Below are 18,479 nucleotides of genomic sequence, written 5' to 3'. Positions count from 1 at the left end.
CGCGCCTCAGCCCAGGTCAGGCGCGTGCATGGCCCGTACGCCCTCGATGTTGCCGTCGAGGTAGTGCCGCAGCGACAGCGGAACGAGATGCACGGAGGCGATGCCGATCCGGGTGAACGGCACGCGCACGATCTCGTACGTGCCGATGGGTTCGTCGACCTCGGGGCCGTGGCGGAGGGAGGTGTCCATGGACTCCAGCCGGCAGACGAAGAAGTGCTGCACCTTCACACCTGCCGCGCCACCGTCCTCCCCGATGTGCTCCACGGTGTCCACGAAGCAGGGCACCACATCGGCGATCTTCGCGCCCAGTTCCTCGTACACCTCCCGGTGGAGGGCGTGGACGACGGTCGGATCGTCAGGCTCGACCCCGCCGCCGGGCGTCACCCAGTAGGGATCGAGGCCCGGCTTGGTGCGCTTGATCAGGATCAGGTCGTCACCGTCCAGGAGGACGGCGCGGGCGGTGCGCTTGACCACGGGTCGGACGGTCATGGGGGAAATGTGGCCCGGTTGGTTCCACGTGAAACATCGCGACATGTCACCGGCCGGGTGCTCCGGGTGAAGGGCCTTCCCGAGCGGCCCGGGGCCCCGTGAACCCCCCCCTCACGAGTCCCGGTCGGCCGGCCTTCGTGATCCCGCCGCCTCGCTTGCCAGGGGCTCAGCACCACTCGCTCGCCGCCCGCTGCAACCAGTCGTGTGCCCGCGCGATGTGCGGCATGGCCATGGTCCCGGTCCGGACGACCAGGAAGTATGTCCGCAGGGGCGGCACCGCCGGCTCGTGCAGCGCGACGACATCGCCCCGCTCCAGCGCCTCCGCACACAGATACCGCGGCAGCACCGCCAGTCCCGCCCCCGCGATCACGCAGGCGAGGACCGCGCGCAGGTCGGGGACGACGACCGTGCCCGGGGCGGCCGGGCGTGAGTCGAAGACGGAGGCCCAGTAGCGTGAGACGAAGGGCAGCGACTCGTGTACCTCCACCACGGGCACCTGCTCCAGGGACGGCTCCGGCTTGCGGTCCGGCTCTCCGGCGCCGATCTGCTCGGCCCAGCGCGGGGCGGCGACCAGGACGTGCTCCTCGTCGCAGAGCGCAGTCGCCGTGAGCAGGGCGCCCCGCGGGCGGGCCGTACTGATGGCCAGATCATGATGCCCGGCGGAAAGCCCTTCCAGGATCTCCTCGGCGTTCCCGAAGGAGGCGCGCAGCGCGAAGCCCTGCCCGTCCTCGCCGGTGAGCTCGGTGAGCGCGGGCAGGGCTCGTTCGGCGGTGAACTCCAAGGGCCCCGCGAGGTGCAGCGTCCGTAAGGAGGAGTCGTCGTGGAGGCCGCTCTCGGTGATCTCCACCAGGGCGTCGAGATGCGGTGCGGCCTTGTGGGCGAGCTCGTCGCCGATGCTGGTCGGGGTCACGCCGCGGGCCTGCCGCAGGAACAGGGGGCGACCCAGCTGCCGTTCCAGGGTCCTGATCTGCGAGGTGACGGCCGGCTGGGACAGACCGAGCAGGGCGGCGGCGCGAGTGAAGGAGCCGGCCCGGTGCACGGTCACGAAGGTCCGCAGCAAGGCCAGGTCCACTGGCACTCTCCCCTCGTCGGCCCCGCTCCCGGCCCCCCGGCCGCGCCCAACTATAAATAAGTCGATAGGTCTCTGTCGCTACTGTGATTGGACACTGACAGAGAGTCAACTAGCCTTGGTCAGGCGGTTCTTGCGCGCGGAACCGGAGGGCGGTCCGAGCCACGAGGGGGGAGGCTCGGACCGTCCGCGGGGAGGTCAGACGGCCGACGCGTCCAGGGCACGCAGAAGGTCCGCGACCAGGTCGTCCGGATCCTCGGCCCCGACGGACAGACGGATGAAGCCCTCCGGAACGGCGTCCCCGCCCCAGCGCCCGCGCCGTTCGGCCGTGGACCGCACACCGCCGAAGCTCGTCGCGTCGTCCACGAGCCGCAGGGCGTCGAGGAAACGGTCGGCACGCGCGCGCGTGGGCAGCGTGAACGACACCACGCAGCCGAAGCGCCGCATCTGCTGCGCGGCGATCTTGTGCGAGGGGTCCTCGGGGAGCCCGGGGTAGCGCAGCCCGGTCACCTCGGGCCGTGCGCGCAGCGCCTCGGCGACCGTCAGAGCCGTCGCGCACTGCCGGTCGACGCGCATCTGGAGCGTCGCGATCGAACGGTGGGCCAGCCAGGCCTCCATGGGCCCGGGGATCGCGCCGACGATCTTGCGCCAGCGGCGTACGGCGGCCATGGCCCCGGAGTCACGGCCCACGACATAGCCGAGGAGGATGTCGCCGTGGCCGGTGAGCTGCTTGGTGCCGCTGGCCACCGCGAAGTCGGCGCCGAGGTCCAGCGGGCGCTGACCGAGCGGGGTCGCGAGCGTGTTGTCGACGGCGACCAGCGCTCCACGCGCGTGTGCCGCCTCGGCGAGCCGCCTGATGTCGCACACGTCGAGCCCCGGGTTCGAGGGGGTCTCGATCCACAGCAGCTTCGCGCCGTCCAGCACGTCCAGCTGGGCGTCGCCCCCGGTCGGCGCGGTCCGCACCTCGATGCCGTAGGCCTCCAGCTGGGCGCGGACCAGCGGCAGTGCCTGGTAGCCGTCGTCGGGCAGGACGCACGCGTCACCGGCGCGCAGCTGGGAGAAGAGCACCGCCGAGATCGCGGCCATGCCCGAGGCGAAGACGAGCGTCTCGGCATCGTCCGCGCCGGGCGCCTCCAGCTCGCCGATGGCGCGCTCCAGCAGCGTCCAGGTCGGGTTCTCGTCCCGGCCGTAGGTGTAGGGGCCGGTCGGGTCGCCCGGCAGATGGAAGTGGGCGGCGAACACGGGCCCGGGCAGGGTGGGCTCGTGCTTGACCGCCTCGGGCAGTCCCGCCCGCACCGCGCGCGTGCCGTCACCGGGGGCCGCGGCCGTCCGCCTCGTGTCTCCCGTCGTTCCGCCCTGGTCACCCGTCACGGAATCACTCATGCCGCCCGTCCCTCCATGTCCTCGCGCACCGCGGCGAGCAGACCGGTGCTCGCCGCCTCCACCATCTCAAGACACTCCTGGAAGCCCTCCGGACCCCCGTAGTACGGGTCCGGCACGTCGAGGTCGTCACCGGCGGCGGGGTCGTACGAGCGCAGCAGCTTCACTTTGCGCGCGTCCTGCTCCGTGGGCGCCAGCCGGCGCAGGGCCCCGAGGTGGCCGGAATCGAGCGCGATCACCAGGTCCAGGCGGGAGAACCACGACGGCTGGAACTGCCGGGCCGTGTGGTTCGTGGGGTAGCCGTTCTCGGCCAGGACGGCCACCGTGCGCGGATCGGCGCCGTCGCCCTCGTGCCAGCCGCCCGTGCCGGCGCTGTCCACCTCCACCAGGCCGTCGAGCCCGGCCCCGGCGACCCGCGCGCGGAAGACGACCTCGGCCATCGGGGAGCGGCAGATGTTGCCCGTGCAGACGAAACAGACGCGGTACGTCATGGTGGCTCAGTCCTCGTCGGGCAGGACGACGTGCAGCGCCCAGGAGACGACCGAGATGATCAGGCCGCCCAGGACGGCCGTCCAGAAGCCCTCCACGTGGAAACTCAGGTCGAGCTTGCCGGCCAGCCACGAGGTGAGCAGCAGCATCAGCGCGTTGACGACCAGGGTGAACAGGCCCAGCGTCAGGATCAGCAGGGGCAGGCTGAGGAGCTTGACAACCGGCTTGACCAGGAAGTTCACCAGGCCGAAGAGCAGCGCGACGACGATCAGGGTGCCGACCTTCTTGCCCGTGCTGTCACCGGTCAGAGTGATCTTGTCGAGCAGCCATACGGCGACTGCCAGGGCACCCGCGTTCGCGATCGTCTTGACTAGGAAATTCATCATGTGTCTGATCGTGGCAGACCTGATCGGACAAGGGCACAAGAGGCAGGGGCGGACAAGGCGATGAAGGCATTCCGGCTGGATGAACTGGAGGCGGAGCGCGCCGCCAACGACGGCGCCTACCTGCAGTTTCTGCGGGAGCGGAACATGTCGGTCGGCCTGTACGCCCTGGACGCGGGCGAGCAGGATCCACAGAAGCCGCACGATCAGGACGAGGTCTACTTCGTCGTGAGCGGCCGGGCGGCGATCACCGTGGGCATGGAGACGACCCAGGTGGCACGCGGCAGCGTGATCTATGTGCCGGCCGGTGTCGCACACAAGTTCCACCACATCACCGAGGACCTGCGGGTCATGGTGGTGTTCTCTCCGCCGGAGAGCTGAGGGGCCGCCCCCGGGTTCCCTAGGGGATCGGTCAGGGGAGGACAAGGGGTGCGAGGCCCCCGTGGCACCCCGCCCCGGACCTAGCATCGAGTGCAGAACATCAAGGACCGACAGGACCCGGCACTCGAACGTGCGGAGAGGTAAGGACGAGGGCGATGCGAGAGATCTTCACGGGACTGCCGTGGTGGGTGAAGTGGATCGCGGTGCCGGTCATCGCCCTCGTCGTGTTCGGAGGGCTGATCGCCAGCGTGGTCGGCTTCGTCATCGGACTGCTCTTCAAGCTGCTGGTCTTCGTGGCACTGGTCGGCGGACTGATCTACGTCGTACGGAAGTTCACCGCGGGGTCCTCGTCGCGCAGCGACTGGTGAGACCGGTGGGAAACCGGTGGGGGTAGCGGGAAACGGCTGGAAGCACCGGTTCCCTCGGCCGGGGGAAGTTTCCCGTCCGGGCCGTCTGCGTGCGGTGGCGGGCGAATAGAGTCCGGAACTCGACGCGGGGACATCCCCGCGAGCGGCGTACACCCCCACCCGTGTTCCTCCGCACGGGCTGCCCCCTCGCGCCTCGGGAGTGACCCTTGGTCCCGGCTGACACCGCCCCTGTCCACCTCCACACCGTTCCCGCGCAACCCCGTTCGGCGGCCCCCTCCCCGCCCTCACCCCCGCCTCCGGCAACCCTCATCGGATCCGTGCAGCGCGCGATGCGCCTCCTGGAGACCGTCGCCCGGCACGAATACGGCGCCCCGGCCAAGCAACTGGCCCGCGAGACCGGGCTGGCGCTGCCCACGACGTACCACCTGCTGCGCACTCTCGTGCACGAGGGCTATCTGCGCCGGGACAAGGGCCTGTTCTTCCTCGGCGAGGCGGCCGAGCTGCTGAGCAGCAGCGGAGCACGGCAGAAACGTCGCAGCACGGTGGTCGACGCCCTCGCGCGCTGGCGGGACGCGCTCGGCGTGCCCGTGTACTACGCGGTCTACCGCGAGGGCGAGATCGAGGTCATGTGCGTCTCCGACACCCCCGGCAACCCGGCGGTGGAGGAGTGGGCCGGTTTCCGGGAGACGGGGCACGCGCATGCGATCGGTCAGTGCCTGCTGTCCCAACTGGACGAGGAGGCCCGCCGCGACCACCTCGACCGCTATCCCGTGCAGCCCCTCACGCCGTACACGGTGCGGGACAACCACAGCCTGCTGAGACGCCTGGAGCGCATCCGCCGGATGGAACCGGTGATCCAGCGTCAGGAGTACGCGCTGGGCGCGGTGTGCGCCGCGATTCCGCTGACCCTGGGCACCACGGCGGCGACGGTGGCCATCTCCCTGCCCGCCCACCAGTCGGATCGACTGCTGCCCGTGGCCCGGCAGTTGCAGAACGAGATCGGGCGGCTTCTCGGGTCGCTCGCGCTCTCTATCAGTATGTGAAAACTCACTCCTTGTGATCTGCTGTGTACGTTCAGCAAGATTCCACCAGATGTCAGAGGTTCGTACCCGGCCAGTCGACGGCGAATGACGGGGTTTTCGATGCGCGAGTCCGTACAAGCAGAGGTCATGATGAGCTTTCTCGTGTCGGAGGAGCTCTCCTTCCGCATTCCGGTGGAGCTGCGCTATGAGACCAGTGATCCCTATGCCGTGCGGCTGACCTTTCACTTGCCCGGTGATGCCCCGGTGACCTGGGCTTTCGGCCGGGAGTTGCTGATCGACGGCGTCGGCCGGCCGTGCGGCGAGGGCGATGTGCGGGTCACGCCGGTCGAGCCGGACGCCCTCGGCGAGGTGCTGATCCGGCTTCAGGTGGGCAGCGACCAGGCGCTGTTCCGATCGTCCACGGCGCCGCTGGTCGCTTTCCTCGACCGCACGGACAAGCTGGTCCCGCTGGGCCAGGAGGGTTCGCTCGCCGACTTCGACGCCCATCTCGACGAGGCCCTCGACCGCATCCTCGCGGAGCAGGGCGCCGGGTGAGACCTCGGCCGGCGGCACGGTGGAGGAACGCTTCACCGGATGCCGCCGGGCCGTGCAGGAACGCTTATCCGTATCCCGTCCACGCCCGCGGGGATCAGCGCTTGCGGCGCCGCCCCTTCCCCCCTCGCACCGCGGCGGGTTCCGCGACGGACTCCGTTCCCGGGCGGTCGGCCGAGACCACCAGCGCGGCCAGGGCCGTGGTGACCGGCACCGACGCGACCAGACCGATCGAACCGATCAGCGTGCGCACGATCTCCTCCGCGACCAGTTCGCTGTTGGCGACGGTGCCCACACTGCTCTGCGCGATGGAGAACAGCAGGAGCAGCGGCAGCGCGGCACCCGCGTAGGCGAGGACGAGCGTGTTGACGACCGAGGCGATGTGGTCGCGGCCGATGCGGATGCCCGCGCGGTAGAGCCCGCGCCACCCCATCGACGGGTTGGCCTCGTGCAGCTCCCAGACCGCGGAGGTCTGGGTGACCGTCACGTCGTCGAGGACACCGAGCGAACCGATGATGACGCCGGCGAGGAGCAGACCGCTCATGTCGATCGTCGGGTAGAGCCCGTGGATCAGACCGGTGTTGTCGTCGGTGTTGCCGGTGAGCGCGGCCCAGCCGATGAACACCGAGCCCAGGACGCCGATCAGCAGCAGGGAGACGAGGGTGCCGAGCACCGCCACGGACGTCCGGGCGGACAGGCCGTGACACAGGTACAGGGCGACCAGCATGATGGCGCTCGCGCCGACCACCGCCACGACCAGCGGGTTCGAGCCCTGGAGGATCGCGGGCAGGATGAACAGGTTCAGGAGCAGGAAGCTGATGGCCAGCGCCACCAGCGCCATCACACCCCGCAGCCGGCCGACGGCCACCACGGCGAGCGCGAAGATGCCGGCGAGCAGCGCCAGGGGCACCCGCCGGTTGACGTCCGTGACGGAGTACTGCAGGTCCCGCGGCGCCGAGGGCTCGTAGGCGACCACGACCTCCTGGCCCTCGTGCAGTTGGCGGGACTGGTCGGGCTGGACGATCTCGGTGAAGGTGCGGCCCTTGTCCTTGCCGCTGTCGACCCGGATCGTGGCCCGCTTGCAGGTGCCGTTCTCCTGCTGCACCGCGGAGGACCCCTCAGCGGTGGAGGTGTCGCCGGTCGGCGGGACGCCCGCGGCACCGGCCTCCTTGCAGCTGATGTCCACGACCTCGGTGACCGTGGCCTGCTGGGTCTGCCGGTCGAAACCGACGCCGGTGCGCTCGTGCGGCGGGGCGCCGCCGGGCCACAGCACGGCGAGACCGACCAGCACCGCCGCGGCGAACGGGATCAGGATCGCCGCGATGACCTTGCGCAGATGCGTCGAGACGGGCGTGGCCGGACCGTGGTTGTGGGAATGCCCGTGCCCACCGCCCGGCGCCGACCCGTGACCGTGGCCGTGCCCGTCACCTCCGCCGGCGCCGTGACCGCCGCCTCCCGGGCCGGGGCCCTGCCCACCGCCCCAGGGGCCGGGACGCGCCCCCGGGGAGCCCGGGCCGTGCTCGCCACCGGACCCGTCGCCTTGGCGGCCACCGGCGCCCGACCCGAATCCGCCACCGGCGCCCGACCCGAATCCGCCACCGTCGCCGCGGCCGTAGCCGCCCCCGTTGGCCGGCGTGTACCCGCCACCGCCGGCCTGCCTGTACTCGCCACCGCCGGCCGGCCCGTACTCGCCACCGCCTTCCGGACCGTAGCGACCGCCGTCGCCCTGCCCGAACGGGGCACCGTCGCGCGGCGCGTATCCGCCGCTGTCACGCCGTGAGCTCCCGCCGTCGTCACGCGGCGAGTACCCGCCATCCGACCGAGGCCCGTACCCGCCGCCGGATCCGGTCCCGTACTCGCCCGGGGAACCGTCACCGGGCTCTCGCCCCGAAGCCGCACCGGAGGCCGCGGCGCCGAGTTGGGCATCACCGAAAGCCGAGTCCGACCCGTATCCGCGCTCCTGCGCCCGGGCAGGCCCCGGGGCAGCCCCCCGGGCAGGCCCGTGCCCGGCCCCGGCGGCGGCCTCCCGGCCGTCACCAGGGCCGTTGCCGTGTCCGGCGCCGGACCCGCGGGGCGGTTCGGGCGGAGGGTACGGGGGACGCTGTGTCGTGGTCACCGACCGATCATCGCAAGAAGGACGGGGGCCCTCTGTTCACCGCGCCAAGATTGCCGCTAGCGTGGAGGCACCTTTTGTACACGCGGGAGCTCGGAGCACCGGGCTGAGAGGGCGCTGACCTCCGTCCCAGCGATGTTTCACATGAAACATCACCGAAGTCGAGTGATGTTTCACACGGAACGTCGGCAGACGGAAGCCGCTGCGTCGACCGCCGAACCTGTTACCGGGTAATGCCGGCGTAGGGAGTAGGTCTCATGACCAACAAGGACGCACGCACGCCTGCCTCCGTTCAGGACGGACAGTCCGCGGAGGCCGGGAAGTCCATCGGCTGGCACAAGGCGTACGTCGAGGGCACCCGCCCCGACCTGCGGGTGCCGGTCCGCCAGGTGCATCTCACCAACGGGCAGTCGGTCACGCTGTACGACACATCCGGCCCGTACACCGATCCGCTCGTCGAGACCGACGTCCGCAGGGGCCTGCCGCCGCTGCGCGAGAACTGGATCATCGCCCGCGGCGACACCGAGGAGTACGCGGGCCGCCCCGTCCGCCCCGAGGACGACGGCATCAAGCACACCTCACCCCGCGGCGGTCTGCGCAACCTCGACGCCGTCTTCCCCGGACGGCCCCGCCAGCCGCGCCGCAGCCGGGACGGCAAGGCCGTCACCCAGCTCGCGTACGCCCGCCGCGGTGAGATCACACCCGAGATGGAGTACGTGGCCATCCGGGAGAACGTGTCCCCGGAAGTCGTGCGCGACGAGATCGCGGCGGGCCGGGCGGTGCTCCCGGCCAACGTCAACCACCCCGAGATCGAACCGATGATCATCGGCAAGCGGTTCCTGGTGAAGGTCAACGCCAACATCGGCAACTCTGCCGTGACCTCCTCCATCGAGGAGGAGGTCGAGAAGATGACCTGGGCGACCCGCTGGGGCGCCGACACGGTCATGGACCTGTCCACCGGGCGCAACATCCACACCACGCGCGAGTGGGTGCTGCGCAACTCCCCCGTTCCCATCGGCACGGTGCCGCTCTACCAGGCTTTGGAGAAGGTCGACGGCCGGGCCGAGGAGCTGACCTGGGAGATCTACAAGGACACGGTCATCGAACAGGCCGAGCAGGGCGTGGACTACATGACGGTCCACGCGGGCGTGCGCCTGGCGTACGTACCGCTGACGGCGAACCGCAAAACCGGCATCGTCTCGCGCGGCGGCTCGATCATGGCCGCGTGGTGCCTGGCGCACCACAAGGAATCGTTCCTGTACGAGAACTTCGAGGAGCTCTGCGAGATCCTCGCCGCGTACGACGTCACCTACTCCCTCGGTGACGGCCTCAGGCCCGGCTCGATCGCGGACGCCAACGACGAGGCGCAGTTCGCGGAGTTGAGGACGCTCGGGGAACTCAACCGGATCGCGAAGCGTTTCCACGTACAAACGATGATCGAGGGCCCGGGCCACGTCCCGATGCACAAGATCAAGGAGAACATCGACCTTCAGCAGGAGATCTGCGATGAAGCGCCGTTCTATACGCTCGGCCCGCTGACCACGGACGTCGCGCCGGCGTACGACCACATCACCTCCGGCATCGGTGCCGCGATGATCGCCTGGTGGGGTACGGCGATGCTCTGCTACGTCACGCCCAAGGAGCACCTGGGCCTGCCGAACCGCGACGACGTCAAGACCGGCGTCATCACCTACAAGATCGCCGCCCACGCCGGCGACCTGGCCAAGGGACACCCGGGCGCGCAGGAGTGGGACGACGCCCTGTCCGACGCCCGCTTCGAGTTCCGGTGGGAGGACCAGTTCAACCTGGCCCTCGACCCGGACACGGCACGGGAGTTCCACGACGAGACCCTGCCGGCGGAACCCGCCAAGACGGCCCACTTCTGCTCGATGTGCGGTCCGAAGTTCTGCAGCATGAAAATCTCGCAGGACATCCGCCGTGAACACGGCGGCAGCCGGACCGAGATCGAGGAGGGCATGGCCCAGAAGTCGAAGGAGTTCGCGGCGAGCGGCAACCGCGTGTACCTGCCGATCGCGGACTGACCCGGCCTCAGGACCGCGTCACGGAAACAGCACGGCGGAGCCCGGCCCGGCCCAAGATCCCCCAAGGTCGCAGGCATGGACGGGATCGATGTGCCAACGGCGTCGCGGGCGCCGCCCCGGCATGGTGTCCGCCGTGCTGTTCCAGCAGCAGTGACGGTCGTCCGGTATCTGCTGCGCGACGACCGTGTCCAACCGTGGGCCCCGACGGCACCGGCGCTCTACCACCTCGCGCTGGTGCACGCCTTCAGCCGCCGCACGGTCGAGCGGGTCGAGGGACAGATCCTCCGGCGCCGCTCAGGGCGCGCTGCCGGAATGTCCGGCTTGCGCTGCCCAAAGCTCGTCCCCGCAGGGAAAGCGCAAGCCGACGGGTGCCGGCACGCGTGCCGACGGTTACTCCGGCTGGTGCTCCGGTCCTCCGAAGTCCGGGCTGGTGTAGTCCGGGCTGCTGAAGCTCGGCCGCGAGCCGCGGCTGCCGTCGTCCGGGCTGGTGAAACCCGGGCGGTCGTAGCCGAGGTGCGGCATGCGGCTGACCGGCGCGGGGGCGGACGTGGGGTGCAGCGCGGCGGCCGCGCCCGGATCCGCGAGCGCCTCCCGCAGGAAGGGCAGGATGCCGCGCTCCAGCAGCGCCTCCCGCCAGGCCTCTCTGGCCTGATCCACCTCCCGCTGCCGTACGTCGTGGGGACCGCCCTCCGCCGTCGGCTTGTTGCGCAGGGCGGTGAGCAGCAACCCCACAGCGGCGACGAGGATCGCCACCGCGGTCACGGCGCCGAAGACCCAGCCCGTGGTGAGCATGGTCCGGGCGAACCCCTGCTCCGGGTCGAGCATCTGCAGGATGTAGCCGACGAGCAGGAAGATCGCCGCGGCGGTGCCGGCCAGGACCGGCGCGAGGACGGCGACGACGGCGACGGCGCCCGCGCCCGCCGTCTCGGCCGCGACCTCCCCCATGGTCGCGGCGATCCCGGAGCCGCCCGTGCCCGGCTCGCTGGAGCCGGACTCGCGCACGGACGGCGAGCTCGACGACGCGGGCTGGCGGAGTTCGTCGCGGACCTTGACGTAGTGCCGGTACTCGGCCGACGCGGCGGCCGTGATGAGCGCGGTGGCGTTCAGTGCCATGGTGCGCAGCTGTTCGGAGTTGAGCCGCTGTCCGATGGCGGCCAGGTCCGGGCGGTGTGGTGCGGAGCGCAGCGCCTCATCGAGGATCCGCTCGTATTCCTGGCGGTCCTCGCTCAGCAGGTGCTGCGGAACGCTGTTCATCTGCATCCCCCGATGCTCCGTAGGGCTTGTGGCTCGGCATGCTGACGAGCCGTCGGGCAGAAACGGAGGGGAGCCTGCTACGGATAAGCCGATGGTAGAGCGGTGACGGTGGGCGGTGACAGGGGGTTTACCGAAATTGACCCGTCACCGGTCCGGTCCGGTGACGGGACGCACCTGCCCAGTGAACGTTCACGTGACCAGCGGCAGTTGCTGGACCAGGAGTTTTCCGGCCATGGTCACGCCACCGTCCATCGCGATGGCGAGTCCGTCGGCGTAGACGTGCGGTCCCTCGACGACGGGGTCGGTGCTGTCCTCGTCCTCCTCGGAGCCGACCTCGCCCAGCAGATACGGAATGGGGCTGTGGCCGTGAACGATCCGGGTGCCCCCGTACGTATCGAGGAGGGTGCGCACGGCGTCCGCGCCGCCCTCGTCGCGGAAGGAGAACCGCTTGGTGAACTTGCGGAACAGGTCCCAGACCTCGTCCGCGTCGTTGCGCGTGAGCGTCTCGCGGACGGTGTCGTTGACCTCTTCGATGGAGCGGCCGTAGTCGAGGTAGGCGGTGGTGTCGGAGTGCACGAGCAGGTGGCCGTCGACCTCTTCGACGGCGTCCAGCCGGGCCATCCACTGCAGGTGGTGGTCCTGGAGGCGGTCCATGTCGGTCTTCTGGCCGCCGTTGAGCAGCCAGGCCGCCTGAAAGGTGGCGGTGCCGGCGCCGGAGTTGACGGGTGTGTCGCCGAACCGCTTGGCGCCGAGGAGCAGGAGCTCGTGGTTGCCCATGAGCGCCTTGCAGTAGCCGCCGGCCGCGGCGGCCTCGGCGGACAGCCGCATCACGAGGTCGATGACGCCGATGCCGTCCGGCCCCCGGTCGGTGAAGTCGCCGAGGAACCACAGCCGGGCGGTGCCCGCGCACCAGTTCCCGGCGGCGTCCAGCAGGCCCTTCTCCTGGAGGGCGGCCACCAGCTGGTCGAGGTAGCCGTGCACGTCACCCACCACGTACAGCGGGCCCTGCCCGGTGGAGGCCGGTGGAGTGGCGGTGGTCTCGGGGTCGACGGTCACCTGCACAGTGTCGCCCCGGTTGATGACGGGGAGGTCACGCTCGGTCGGCGTGTAGCCCTCGGGATAGGTCTCCTCCGGCGGCGGAGCGACCTCGCCGGGGTGGACGCTGTGGACGTACGGACCGGTCTCGTGGACGTACGCGGGCACCCGGAAGTCGCGCAACGTCGCCGTCCGCTCCACCTCGGGTCCCTGACCGGCCCCCTGAGTCATCGACCCCTCCACCATCGCGCCGCATCTGCACCGCATCGGACTGCCTGGTCGTAGCGGCCCGCCGGTGTCGTGGGCCCATCATAGGAATGCGCATCGCGCCATGTGATGACCCAGGGGTGGTGAATCAGAGCAAGACTCCAGTTCACCGCGGCTTTCGCCCCGATTGGACCGGGCTTCGACCACCGTGTGACCGTCCTCGCTCTTCTTCTCTTCGCGAGAACGATGCCGTCTCTCCGGGGGACCGGCCCCGTTTCTCCCCAGGAGCGCGCCCTTCCCCAGGCCCGGCTGCGGGCCTACGTGTCCTCGGGCGAACGCGGCGGGCTGACCGTCGTGCGCGGCGGGCGCCGCTGGGACGACGTGCGCACGATCAGCTCCGTCGGTATCACCTGCTCCACCGGATGGTCGGATCCCGCGCCCTCGATGGCGTCGATCAGCAGCTGCACCACCGCCGTGCCGATGCGGCGCGGCTTCAGGGAGAGCGTGGTGATCGGCGGCTCGGTGTTGGCGTAGACGGTGGACTCGCTGCAGCAGACCAGCAGCAGGTCGTCGGGGACGCGCAGGCCGTAACGGCGGGCGGCGGCGAGCAGGTCGGTGCCGTTCGGGTCGAACAGTCCGTAGACGGCGTCGGGGCGGTCCGGCCGGGCGAGCAGCCGGTCGGCGGCGACGGCGCCCGCGCACGGATCGTGCGCCGGGTAGGCCTCGTACACCGGATCCTGGCCGACGCGCTCGCACCAGCGCAGGTACGCCGTGGTCGACAGGTGGGTGTACGTGTCCGTGGTCGTGCCGGTCAGCAGGCCGATGCGGCGGGCGCCGGCGGCGGCCAAGTGGTCGAGGATGCCCAGGACGGCGGCCTCGTGGTCGTTGTCCACCCAGGCCGTGACCGGCAGCGCGCCGGCCGGGCGGCCGTCGGAGACGACCGGGAGGCCCTGCCGGACGAGTTCGCTGACGACCGGATCCTGGTCGGAGGGGTCGATGACGACCGTGCCGTCCAGGGCGACGTTCGACCACACGTCGTGGCGGGAGGTCGCGGGCAGGATGACGAGGGCGTACCCGCGGGCGAGCGCGGCGGAGGTGGCGGCGCGTGCCATCTCGGCGAAGTACGCGAACTCGGTGAAGGTGAAAGGTTCATCCCCGTATGTGGTCACGGTCAGGCCGATGAGGCCCGACTTGCCGGTACGGAGGGTCCGGGCGGCGGCCGAGGGCCGGTAGCCCAGCCGGTCGGCGACCTCGCGGACGTGGCGCCGGGTGGCGTCCGGGAGCCGGCCCTTGCCGTTGAGGGCGTCGGAGACGGTCGTGATGGAGACTCCGGCGGCGGCGGCCACGTCTCTGATACCCGCCCGACCCGGCCGGCTGCCTCGTCGTGAGGTTTCCGCGCGGCTCACCTGGTGCTTCCCTGCTGCTGTCATGGCGAGCCGATAGTAGGGCTCATGCGGTGGGGTAGTGCGGACGCATATGCACGCGTTGACAGGCACGTTTCTGCATGATCATTAAGGCTCAATTGCCGTCGAAAGCAAGGGTGTTGAGCGCTCTCATGCCAAGACGTGGCGTGTCGGCCCGCACAGGCCTGCCAAGGCGTCGAGGTTGCGAAGAGGTCTCAACTCACCTGCACGGGGGATGCGCGCCACGGCGTGCACCACCGGCGCGTAGATATATGTGCGGCACGCCCCCAAATTCGTACGCCTTCGTACGGTGATGCCCCTGATGCCGGTGGGACACGGGAGGTCGGCATCCGCCGGTTCGTCGTGGCTATACGCAGCGGCGCCGAATCCTCATAAGGTGAGGAGTATTGGATGTCGGCGGCGGTCAGGGGCCGCCGGTCTTCGCGAGGAGGACTGCGGTGAGCGAGACGAGCCCGAAGCTGCGCGCCGAGCTGGAGGGAATCCCCACCTACAAGCCGGGCAAGCCGGCCGCCGCCGGCGGGCCGGTGGCCTACAAGCTGTCCTCCAACGAGAACCCCTACCCGCCGCTGCCCGGGGTGATGGAGACCGTGACGGCGGCAGCCTGCTCCTTCAACCGCTACCCGGACATGGCCTGTACCGGGCTGATGAACGAGCTGTCCGAGCGGTTCGGTGTGCCGCTGTCCCACCTGGCCACCGGCACCGGGTCGGTCGGCGTCGCCCAGCAGCTCATCCAGGCCACCTCCGGCCCCGGCGACGAGGTGATCTACGCCTGGCGGTCCTTCGAGGCGTACCCGATCATCACGCAGATCAGCGGCGCGACCTCGGTGCAGGTGCCGCTGACCGACGGAGACGTCCACGACCTGGACGCGATGGCCGACGCGATCACCGACCGGACCCGGCTGATCTTCGTCTGCAACCCCAACAACCCGACCGGCACGGTCGTGCGGCGGGCGGAGCTGGAGCGGTTCCTGGACCGGGTCCCCGGTGACGTGCTGGTGGTGCTCGACGAGGCCTACCGCGAGTTCATCCGCGACCCCGAGGTGCCGGACGGTGTCGAGTTGTACCGGAACCGGCCCAACGTCTGCGTCCTGCGGACCTTCTCCAAGGCGTACGGCCTGGCCGGGCTGCGGGTCGGCTTCGCCATCGCCCACGATCCGGTGGCGGCGGCGCTGCGCAAGACGGCCGTGCCGTTCGGGGTGACGCAGCTCGCGCAGGAGGCGGCGATCGCCTCGCTGCGGGCCGAGGACGAGCTGCTGGGGCGGGTCGGCTCGCTGGTGTGTGAGCGCACGCGTGTGGTCGACGGACTGCGCGCCCAGGGCTGGACGGTGCCGGAGACCCAGGCCAACTTCGTCTGGCTGCGGCTGGGGGAGCGCACGGTGGCCTTCGCTGAGGCGTGCGAGCAGGCCGGTGTGGTGATCCGACCGTTCCCGGGCGAGGGCGTGCGGGTGACGGTCGGGGAGGCCGAGGCGAACGACATCTTCCTGAAGGTGGCGGAAGGGTTCCACAAGGAGCTCTAGCGGCTGAGCAGGAGAGGCAAGCGGAGCCGGTCGGCGCGTGGCGCCGGCCGGCTCGCTGCATGTCCGGGCTCTTGTTTCACGTGAAACCGGCACCCTCACGCCCCGGACGTCAGGGTTGACGAGCGTCACACCGGCCCCCCTCCATCCGTCGAAAGTGCGTGCTGCATAATGGCTTGTGAATGTGAACGCTTTCACAAGCGTAGGTAAGGAGCGGCGACGTGGACCTGGCTTTGGCGCCGGAGACCCTGGCGCGATGGCAGTTCGGCATCACCACCGTCTATCACTTCCTGTTCGTCCCCCTGACGATCTCGCTGGCCGCGCTCACCGCCGGGCTGCAGACCGCCTGGGTGCGGACGGAGAAGGAGAAGTACCTCCGGGCGACCAAGTTCTGGGGCAAGCTCTTCCTGATCAACATCGCCATGGGTGTGGTCACCGGCATCGTGCAGGAGTTCCAGTTCGGAATGAACTGGTCGGACTACTCGCGGTTCGTCGGTGACGTCTTCGGTGCGCCGCTCGCCTTCGAAGCCCTGATCGCCTTCTTCTTCGAGTCCACCTTCATCGGCCTGTGGATCTTCGGCTGGGACAAGCTGCCCAAGAAGATCCACCTGGCCTGCATCTGGATGGTCTCGATCGGCACGCTGCTGTCGGCGTACTTCATCCTCGCCGCGAACTCCTGGATGCAGCATCCGGTCGGCTACCGGATCAACGGCGAGAGGGGCCGGGCCGAGCTCACCGACTTCTGGCTGGTGCTGACCCAGAACACCACGCTCAACCAGGTCTTCCACAGCTTCTCCGCGGCGTTCCTGACCGGCGGCGCCTTCATGGTGGGGATCGCCGCCTTCCACCTGCTGCGCAAGAAGCACATCCCGGTGATGCGGACCTCGCTCCGGCTCGGGCTGGTCACCGTCGCCGTCGGCGGTCTGCTCACCGCGGTCAGCGGGGACACCCTGGGCAAGGTCATGTACGAGCAGCAGCCGATGAAGATGGCCGCTGCCGAGGCGCTGTGGGACGGCGAGAAGCCGGCACCCTTCTCGGTGTTCGCGTACGGCGACGTCGACAAGGGCCACAACAAGGTCGCCCTGGAGATACCCGGCCTGCTCTCCTTCCTGGCCCACAGCGACTTCGAGTCGTACGTGCCGGGCATCAACGACACCAACAAGGAACTCCAGGAGAAGTTCGGCCCCGGCGACTACAAGCCCATCGTCCCCGTCGCCTACTGGGGCTTCCGCTGGATGATCGGCTTCGGCATGGCGTCGTTCTCGATCGGCCTGCTGGGACTGTGGCTCACCCGGAGGAAGTTCCTGCTGCCGGCGGCGTTCCGGACCGGGGACGACGAGGTGCCGCATCTGGTCCTGCTCCGCACGCCGCTGCGACCGCGGCTGACCCGCCTGTACTGGCTGGTGGCGGTCTGGACGATGGCCTTCCCACTGATCGCCAACTCCTGGGGCTGGATCTTCACCGAGATGGGCCGCCAGCCGTGGGTCGTCTACGGACTGTTCCAGACGCGGGACGCGGTCTCCCCCGGTGTCTCCCAGGCCGAGGTCCTCACCTCGATGATCGTCTTCACCGTGCTGTACGCGATCCTCGCCGTCATCGAGGTCAAGCTGCTGGTCAAGTACGTCAAGGCGGGCCCGCCCGAGCTCACCGAGGCCGACCTCAACCCGCCCACGAAGATCGGCGGCGACCTCCGTGACGCCGACAAGCCGATGGCCTTCTCCTACTAGGCCGAGGGAGCTGCACCGTCATGGAACTGCACGACGTCTGGTTCGTCCTGATCGCCGTCCTGTGGACCGGCTACTTCTTCCTGGAGGGCTTCGACTTCGGCGTCGGAGTACTCACCAAGCTGCTCGCCCGCGACCGGCCCGAGAAGCGGGTGCTGATCAACACGATCGGGCCCGTCTGGGACGGCAACGAGGTGTGGCTGCTCACAGCGGGCGGCGCGACCTTCGCCGCCTTCCCCGAGTGGTACGCCACGCTCTTCTCCGGCTTCTACCTGCCCCTGCTGCTCATCCTGGTCTGCCTCATCGTCCGGGGCGTGGCCTTCGAGTACCGCGTCAAGCGGCCCGAGGAGAACTGGCAGCGCAACTGGGAGACGGCGATCTTCTGGACCTCGCTGCTGCCCGCGTTCCTGTGGGGCGTGGCCTTCGGCAACATCGTGCGCGGCGTGAAGATCGACCAGGACTTCAACTACGCCGGTGGCGTGCTGGACCTGCTCAACCCGTACGCGCTGCTGGGCGGCCTGGTGACGCTGGCGCTGTTCACCTTCCACGGGACGGTGTTCGTCGGGCTCAAGACCGTCGGTGACATCCGGGAGCGGGCGCGGAAGCTGGCGCTGCGCGTCGGAGCGGTGACCGCCCTGCTGGCTCTCGCCTTCCTGCTGTGGACGCAGTCCGACCGGGGTGACGGGGCATCGCTCGTCGCCGTGGTCGTGGCCGTCGCGTCGCTGGTCATGGCGCTGGTCGCGGCCCGGGCCGGGCGCGAGGGCTGGGCGTTCACCCTGTCCGGCCTCACCATCGTGGCCACGGTGGCGGTGCTGTTCCTGACGCTGTTCCCGAACGTCATGCCGTCGACGCTGAACCCGGACTGGAGCCTGACCGTCACCAACGCCTCGTCCAGCCCGTACACGCTGAAGATCATGACGTGGTGCGCGGCGGTCGCCACGCCGCTCGTGATGGTCTACCAGGGCTGGACGTACTGGGTCTTCCGCGAGCGGATCGGTACGCAGCACATCGCCGATCCCGTGCACTGAGGTGT

At 69.9% G+C, this 18,479-nt stretch carries 18 protein-coding genes; 9 read left to right on the top strand and 9 right to left on the bottom strand.

Annotated features, from left to right (window positions below; all coding sequences use genetic code 11):
- Positions 1–6: 6 nt before the first annotated feature.
- The 5 genes from ABTZ58_RS03300 to ABTZ58_RS03280 all read right to left on the bottom strand — a co-directional run bounded on the left by ABTZ58_RS03300 (position 7) and on the right by ABTZ58_RS03280 (position 3,813).
- Complete coding sequence (locus tag ABTZ58_RS03300; protein ID WP_351349877.1) at positions 7–489, bottom strand: NUDIX domain-containing protein; 483 nt, start codon at positions 487–489, stop codon at positions 7–9.
- A 166-nt stretch (positions 490–655) separates the two neighbouring features.
- Positions 656–1,561: a LysR family transcriptional regulator gene (locus ABTZ58_RS03295; protein ID WP_351349875.1), complete on the bottom strand. Its 906-nt coding sequence runs from the start codon at positions 1,559–1,561 to the stop codon at positions 656–658.
- A 195-nt stretch (positions 1,562–1,756) separates the two neighbouring features.
- Positions 1,757–2,941, bottom strand: coding sequence for a cystathionine gamma-lyase (locus ABTZ58_RS03290; protein ID WP_351349873.1), 1,185 nt, complete (start codon positions 2,939–2,941; stop codon positions 1,757–1,759).
- On the bottom strand, positions 2,938–3,429 hold the full coding sequence (locus ABTZ58_RS03285; RefSeq protein ID WP_351349871.1) for a low molecular weight protein-tyrosine-phosphatase: 492 nt from the start codon (positions 3,427–3,429) through the stop codon (positions 2,938–2,940). Before ABTZ58_RS03285 ends, ABTZ58_RS03290 begins: the two co-directional genes overlap by 4 nt.
- Before the next feature lie 6 nt (positions 3,430–3,435).
- Positions 3,436–3,813 carry a phage holin family protein gene (locus tag ABTZ58_RS03280; protein WP_351349869.1) on the bottom strand — a complete coding sequence of 126 codons (378 nt, stop codon included), beginning with the start codon at positions 3,811–3,813 and terminating at the stop codon, positions 3,436–3,438.
- 60 nt (positions 3,814–3,873) lie between these two features.
- Here ABTZ58_RS03280 and ABTZ58_RS03275 point away from each other — a divergent pair, with 60 nt between their 5' ends.
- The 4 genes from ABTZ58_RS03275 (at position 3,874) to ABTZ58_RS03260 (ending at position 6,136) form a co-directional block, all read left to right on the top strand.
- Complete coding sequence (locus tag ABTZ58_RS03275; RefSeq protein ID WP_351349867.1) at positions 3,874–4,191, top strand: cupin domain-containing protein; 318 nt, start codon at positions 3,874–3,876, stop codon at positions 4,189–4,191.
- Positions 4,192–4,346: 155 nt separating this feature from the next.
- A complete protein-coding gene (locus ABTZ58_RS03270; RefSeq protein WP_094054830.1) occupies positions 4,347–4,559 on the top strand; it encodes a DUF5326 family protein in 213 nt (70 codons plus the stop codon).
- 317 nt (positions 4,560–4,876) lie between these two features.
- On the top strand, positions 4,877–5,602 hold the full coding sequence (locus tag ABTZ58_RS03265; RefSeq protein ID WP_351349864.1) for an IclR family transcriptional regulator: 726 nt from the start codon (positions 4,877–4,879) through the stop codon (positions 5,600–5,602).
- A gap of 99 nt (positions 5,603–5,701) precedes the next feature.
- Complete coding sequence (locus tag ABTZ58_RS03260; RefSeq protein ID WP_031115219.1) at positions 5,702–6,136, top strand: SsgA family sporulation/cell division regulator; 435 nt, start codon at positions 5,702–5,704, stop codon at positions 6,134–6,136.
- Positions 6,137–6,230: 94 nt separating this feature from the next.
- Here ABTZ58_RS03260 and ABTZ58_RS03255 read toward each other — a convergent pair whose 3' ends face one another.
- On the bottom strand, positions 6,231–7,424 hold the full coding sequence (locus ABTZ58_RS03255) for a YibE/F family protein (RefSeq protein WP_502996000.1): 1,194 nt from the start codon (positions 7,422–7,424) through the stop codon (positions 6,231–6,233).
- Positions 7,425–7,508: 84 nt separating this feature from the next.
- On the opposite strand from ABTZ58_RS03255, the gene ABTZ58_RS03250 reads away from it, so the two are divergent.
- A complete protein-coding gene (locus ABTZ58_RS03250; protein ID WP_351350408.1) occupies positions 7,509–7,913 on the top strand; it encodes a hypothetical protein in 405 nt (134 codons plus the stop codon).
- A 590-nt stretch (positions 7,914–8,503) separates the two neighbouring features.
- On the top strand, positions 8,504–10,288 hold the full coding sequence (thiC, locus tag ABTZ58_RS03245) for a phosphomethylpyrimidine synthase ThiC (RefSeq protein ID WP_351349862.1): 1,785 nt from the start codon (positions 8,504–8,506) through the stop codon (positions 10,286–10,288).
- A gap of 390 nt (positions 10,289–10,678) precedes the next feature.
- Here thiC and ABTZ58_RS03240 read toward each other — a convergent pair whose 3' ends face one another.
- The 3 genes from ABTZ58_RS03240 to ABTZ58_RS03230 all read right to left on the bottom strand — a co-directional run bounded on the left by ABTZ58_RS03240 (position 10,679) and on the right by ABTZ58_RS03230 (position 14,214).
- Positions 10,679–11,548 (bottom strand): hypothetical protein, encoded by an 870-nt coding sequence (locus ABTZ58_RS03240; protein ID WP_351349860.1) that lies wholly within the window; start codon positions 11,546–11,548, stop codon positions 10,679–10,681.
- Between the two features lie 183 nt (positions 11,549–11,731).
- A complete protein-coding gene (locus ABTZ58_RS03235; RefSeq protein WP_351349858.1) occupies positions 11,732–12,823 on the bottom strand; it encodes a metallophosphoesterase family protein in 1,092 nt (363 codons plus the stop codon).
- 278 nt (positions 12,824–13,101) lie between these two features.
- On the bottom strand, positions 13,102–14,214 hold the full coding sequence (locus ABTZ58_RS03230) for a LacI family DNA-binding transcriptional regulator (RefSeq protein ID WP_351349856.1): 1,113 nt from the start codon (positions 14,212–14,214) through the stop codon (positions 13,102–13,104).
- Between the two features lie 431 nt (positions 14,215–14,645).
- On the opposite strand from ABTZ58_RS03230, the gene hisC reads away from it, so the two are divergent.
- The 3 genes from hisC (at position 14,646) to cydB (ending at position 18,474) form a co-directional block, all read left to right on the top strand.
- Positions 14,646–15,725 (top strand): histidinol-phosphate transaminase, encoded by a 1,080-nt coding sequence (gene hisC, locus ABTZ58_RS03225; RefSeq protein WP_309093661.1) that lies wholly within the window; start codon positions 14,646–14,648, stop codon positions 15,723–15,725.
- Positions 15,726–15,943: 218 nt separating this feature from the next.
- Positions 15,944–17,449 (top strand): cytochrome ubiquinol oxidase subunit I, encoded by a 1,506-nt coding sequence (locus tag ABTZ58_RS03220; protein WP_351349853.1) that lies wholly within the window; start codon positions 15,944–15,946, stop codon positions 17,447–17,449.
- A 20-nt stretch (positions 17,450–17,469) separates the two neighbouring features.
- Positions 17,470–18,474 (top strand): cytochrome d ubiquinol oxidase subunit II, encoded by a 1,005-nt coding sequence (cydB, locus tag ABTZ58_RS03215; protein ID WP_351349851.1) that lies wholly within the window; start codon positions 17,470–17,472, stop codon positions 18,472–18,474.
- Positions 18,475–18,479 lie beyond the last annotated feature (5 nt).

The organism is Streptomyces sp. NPDC094143, assembly GCF_040303825.1.
GTDB lineage: Bacteria > Actinomycetota > Actinomycetes > Streptomycetales > Streptomycetaceae > Streptomyces.
The sequence above is the reverse complement of the archived record's forward strand: the minus strand, read 5'-3'. Positions and strand labels throughout refer to the sequence as shown.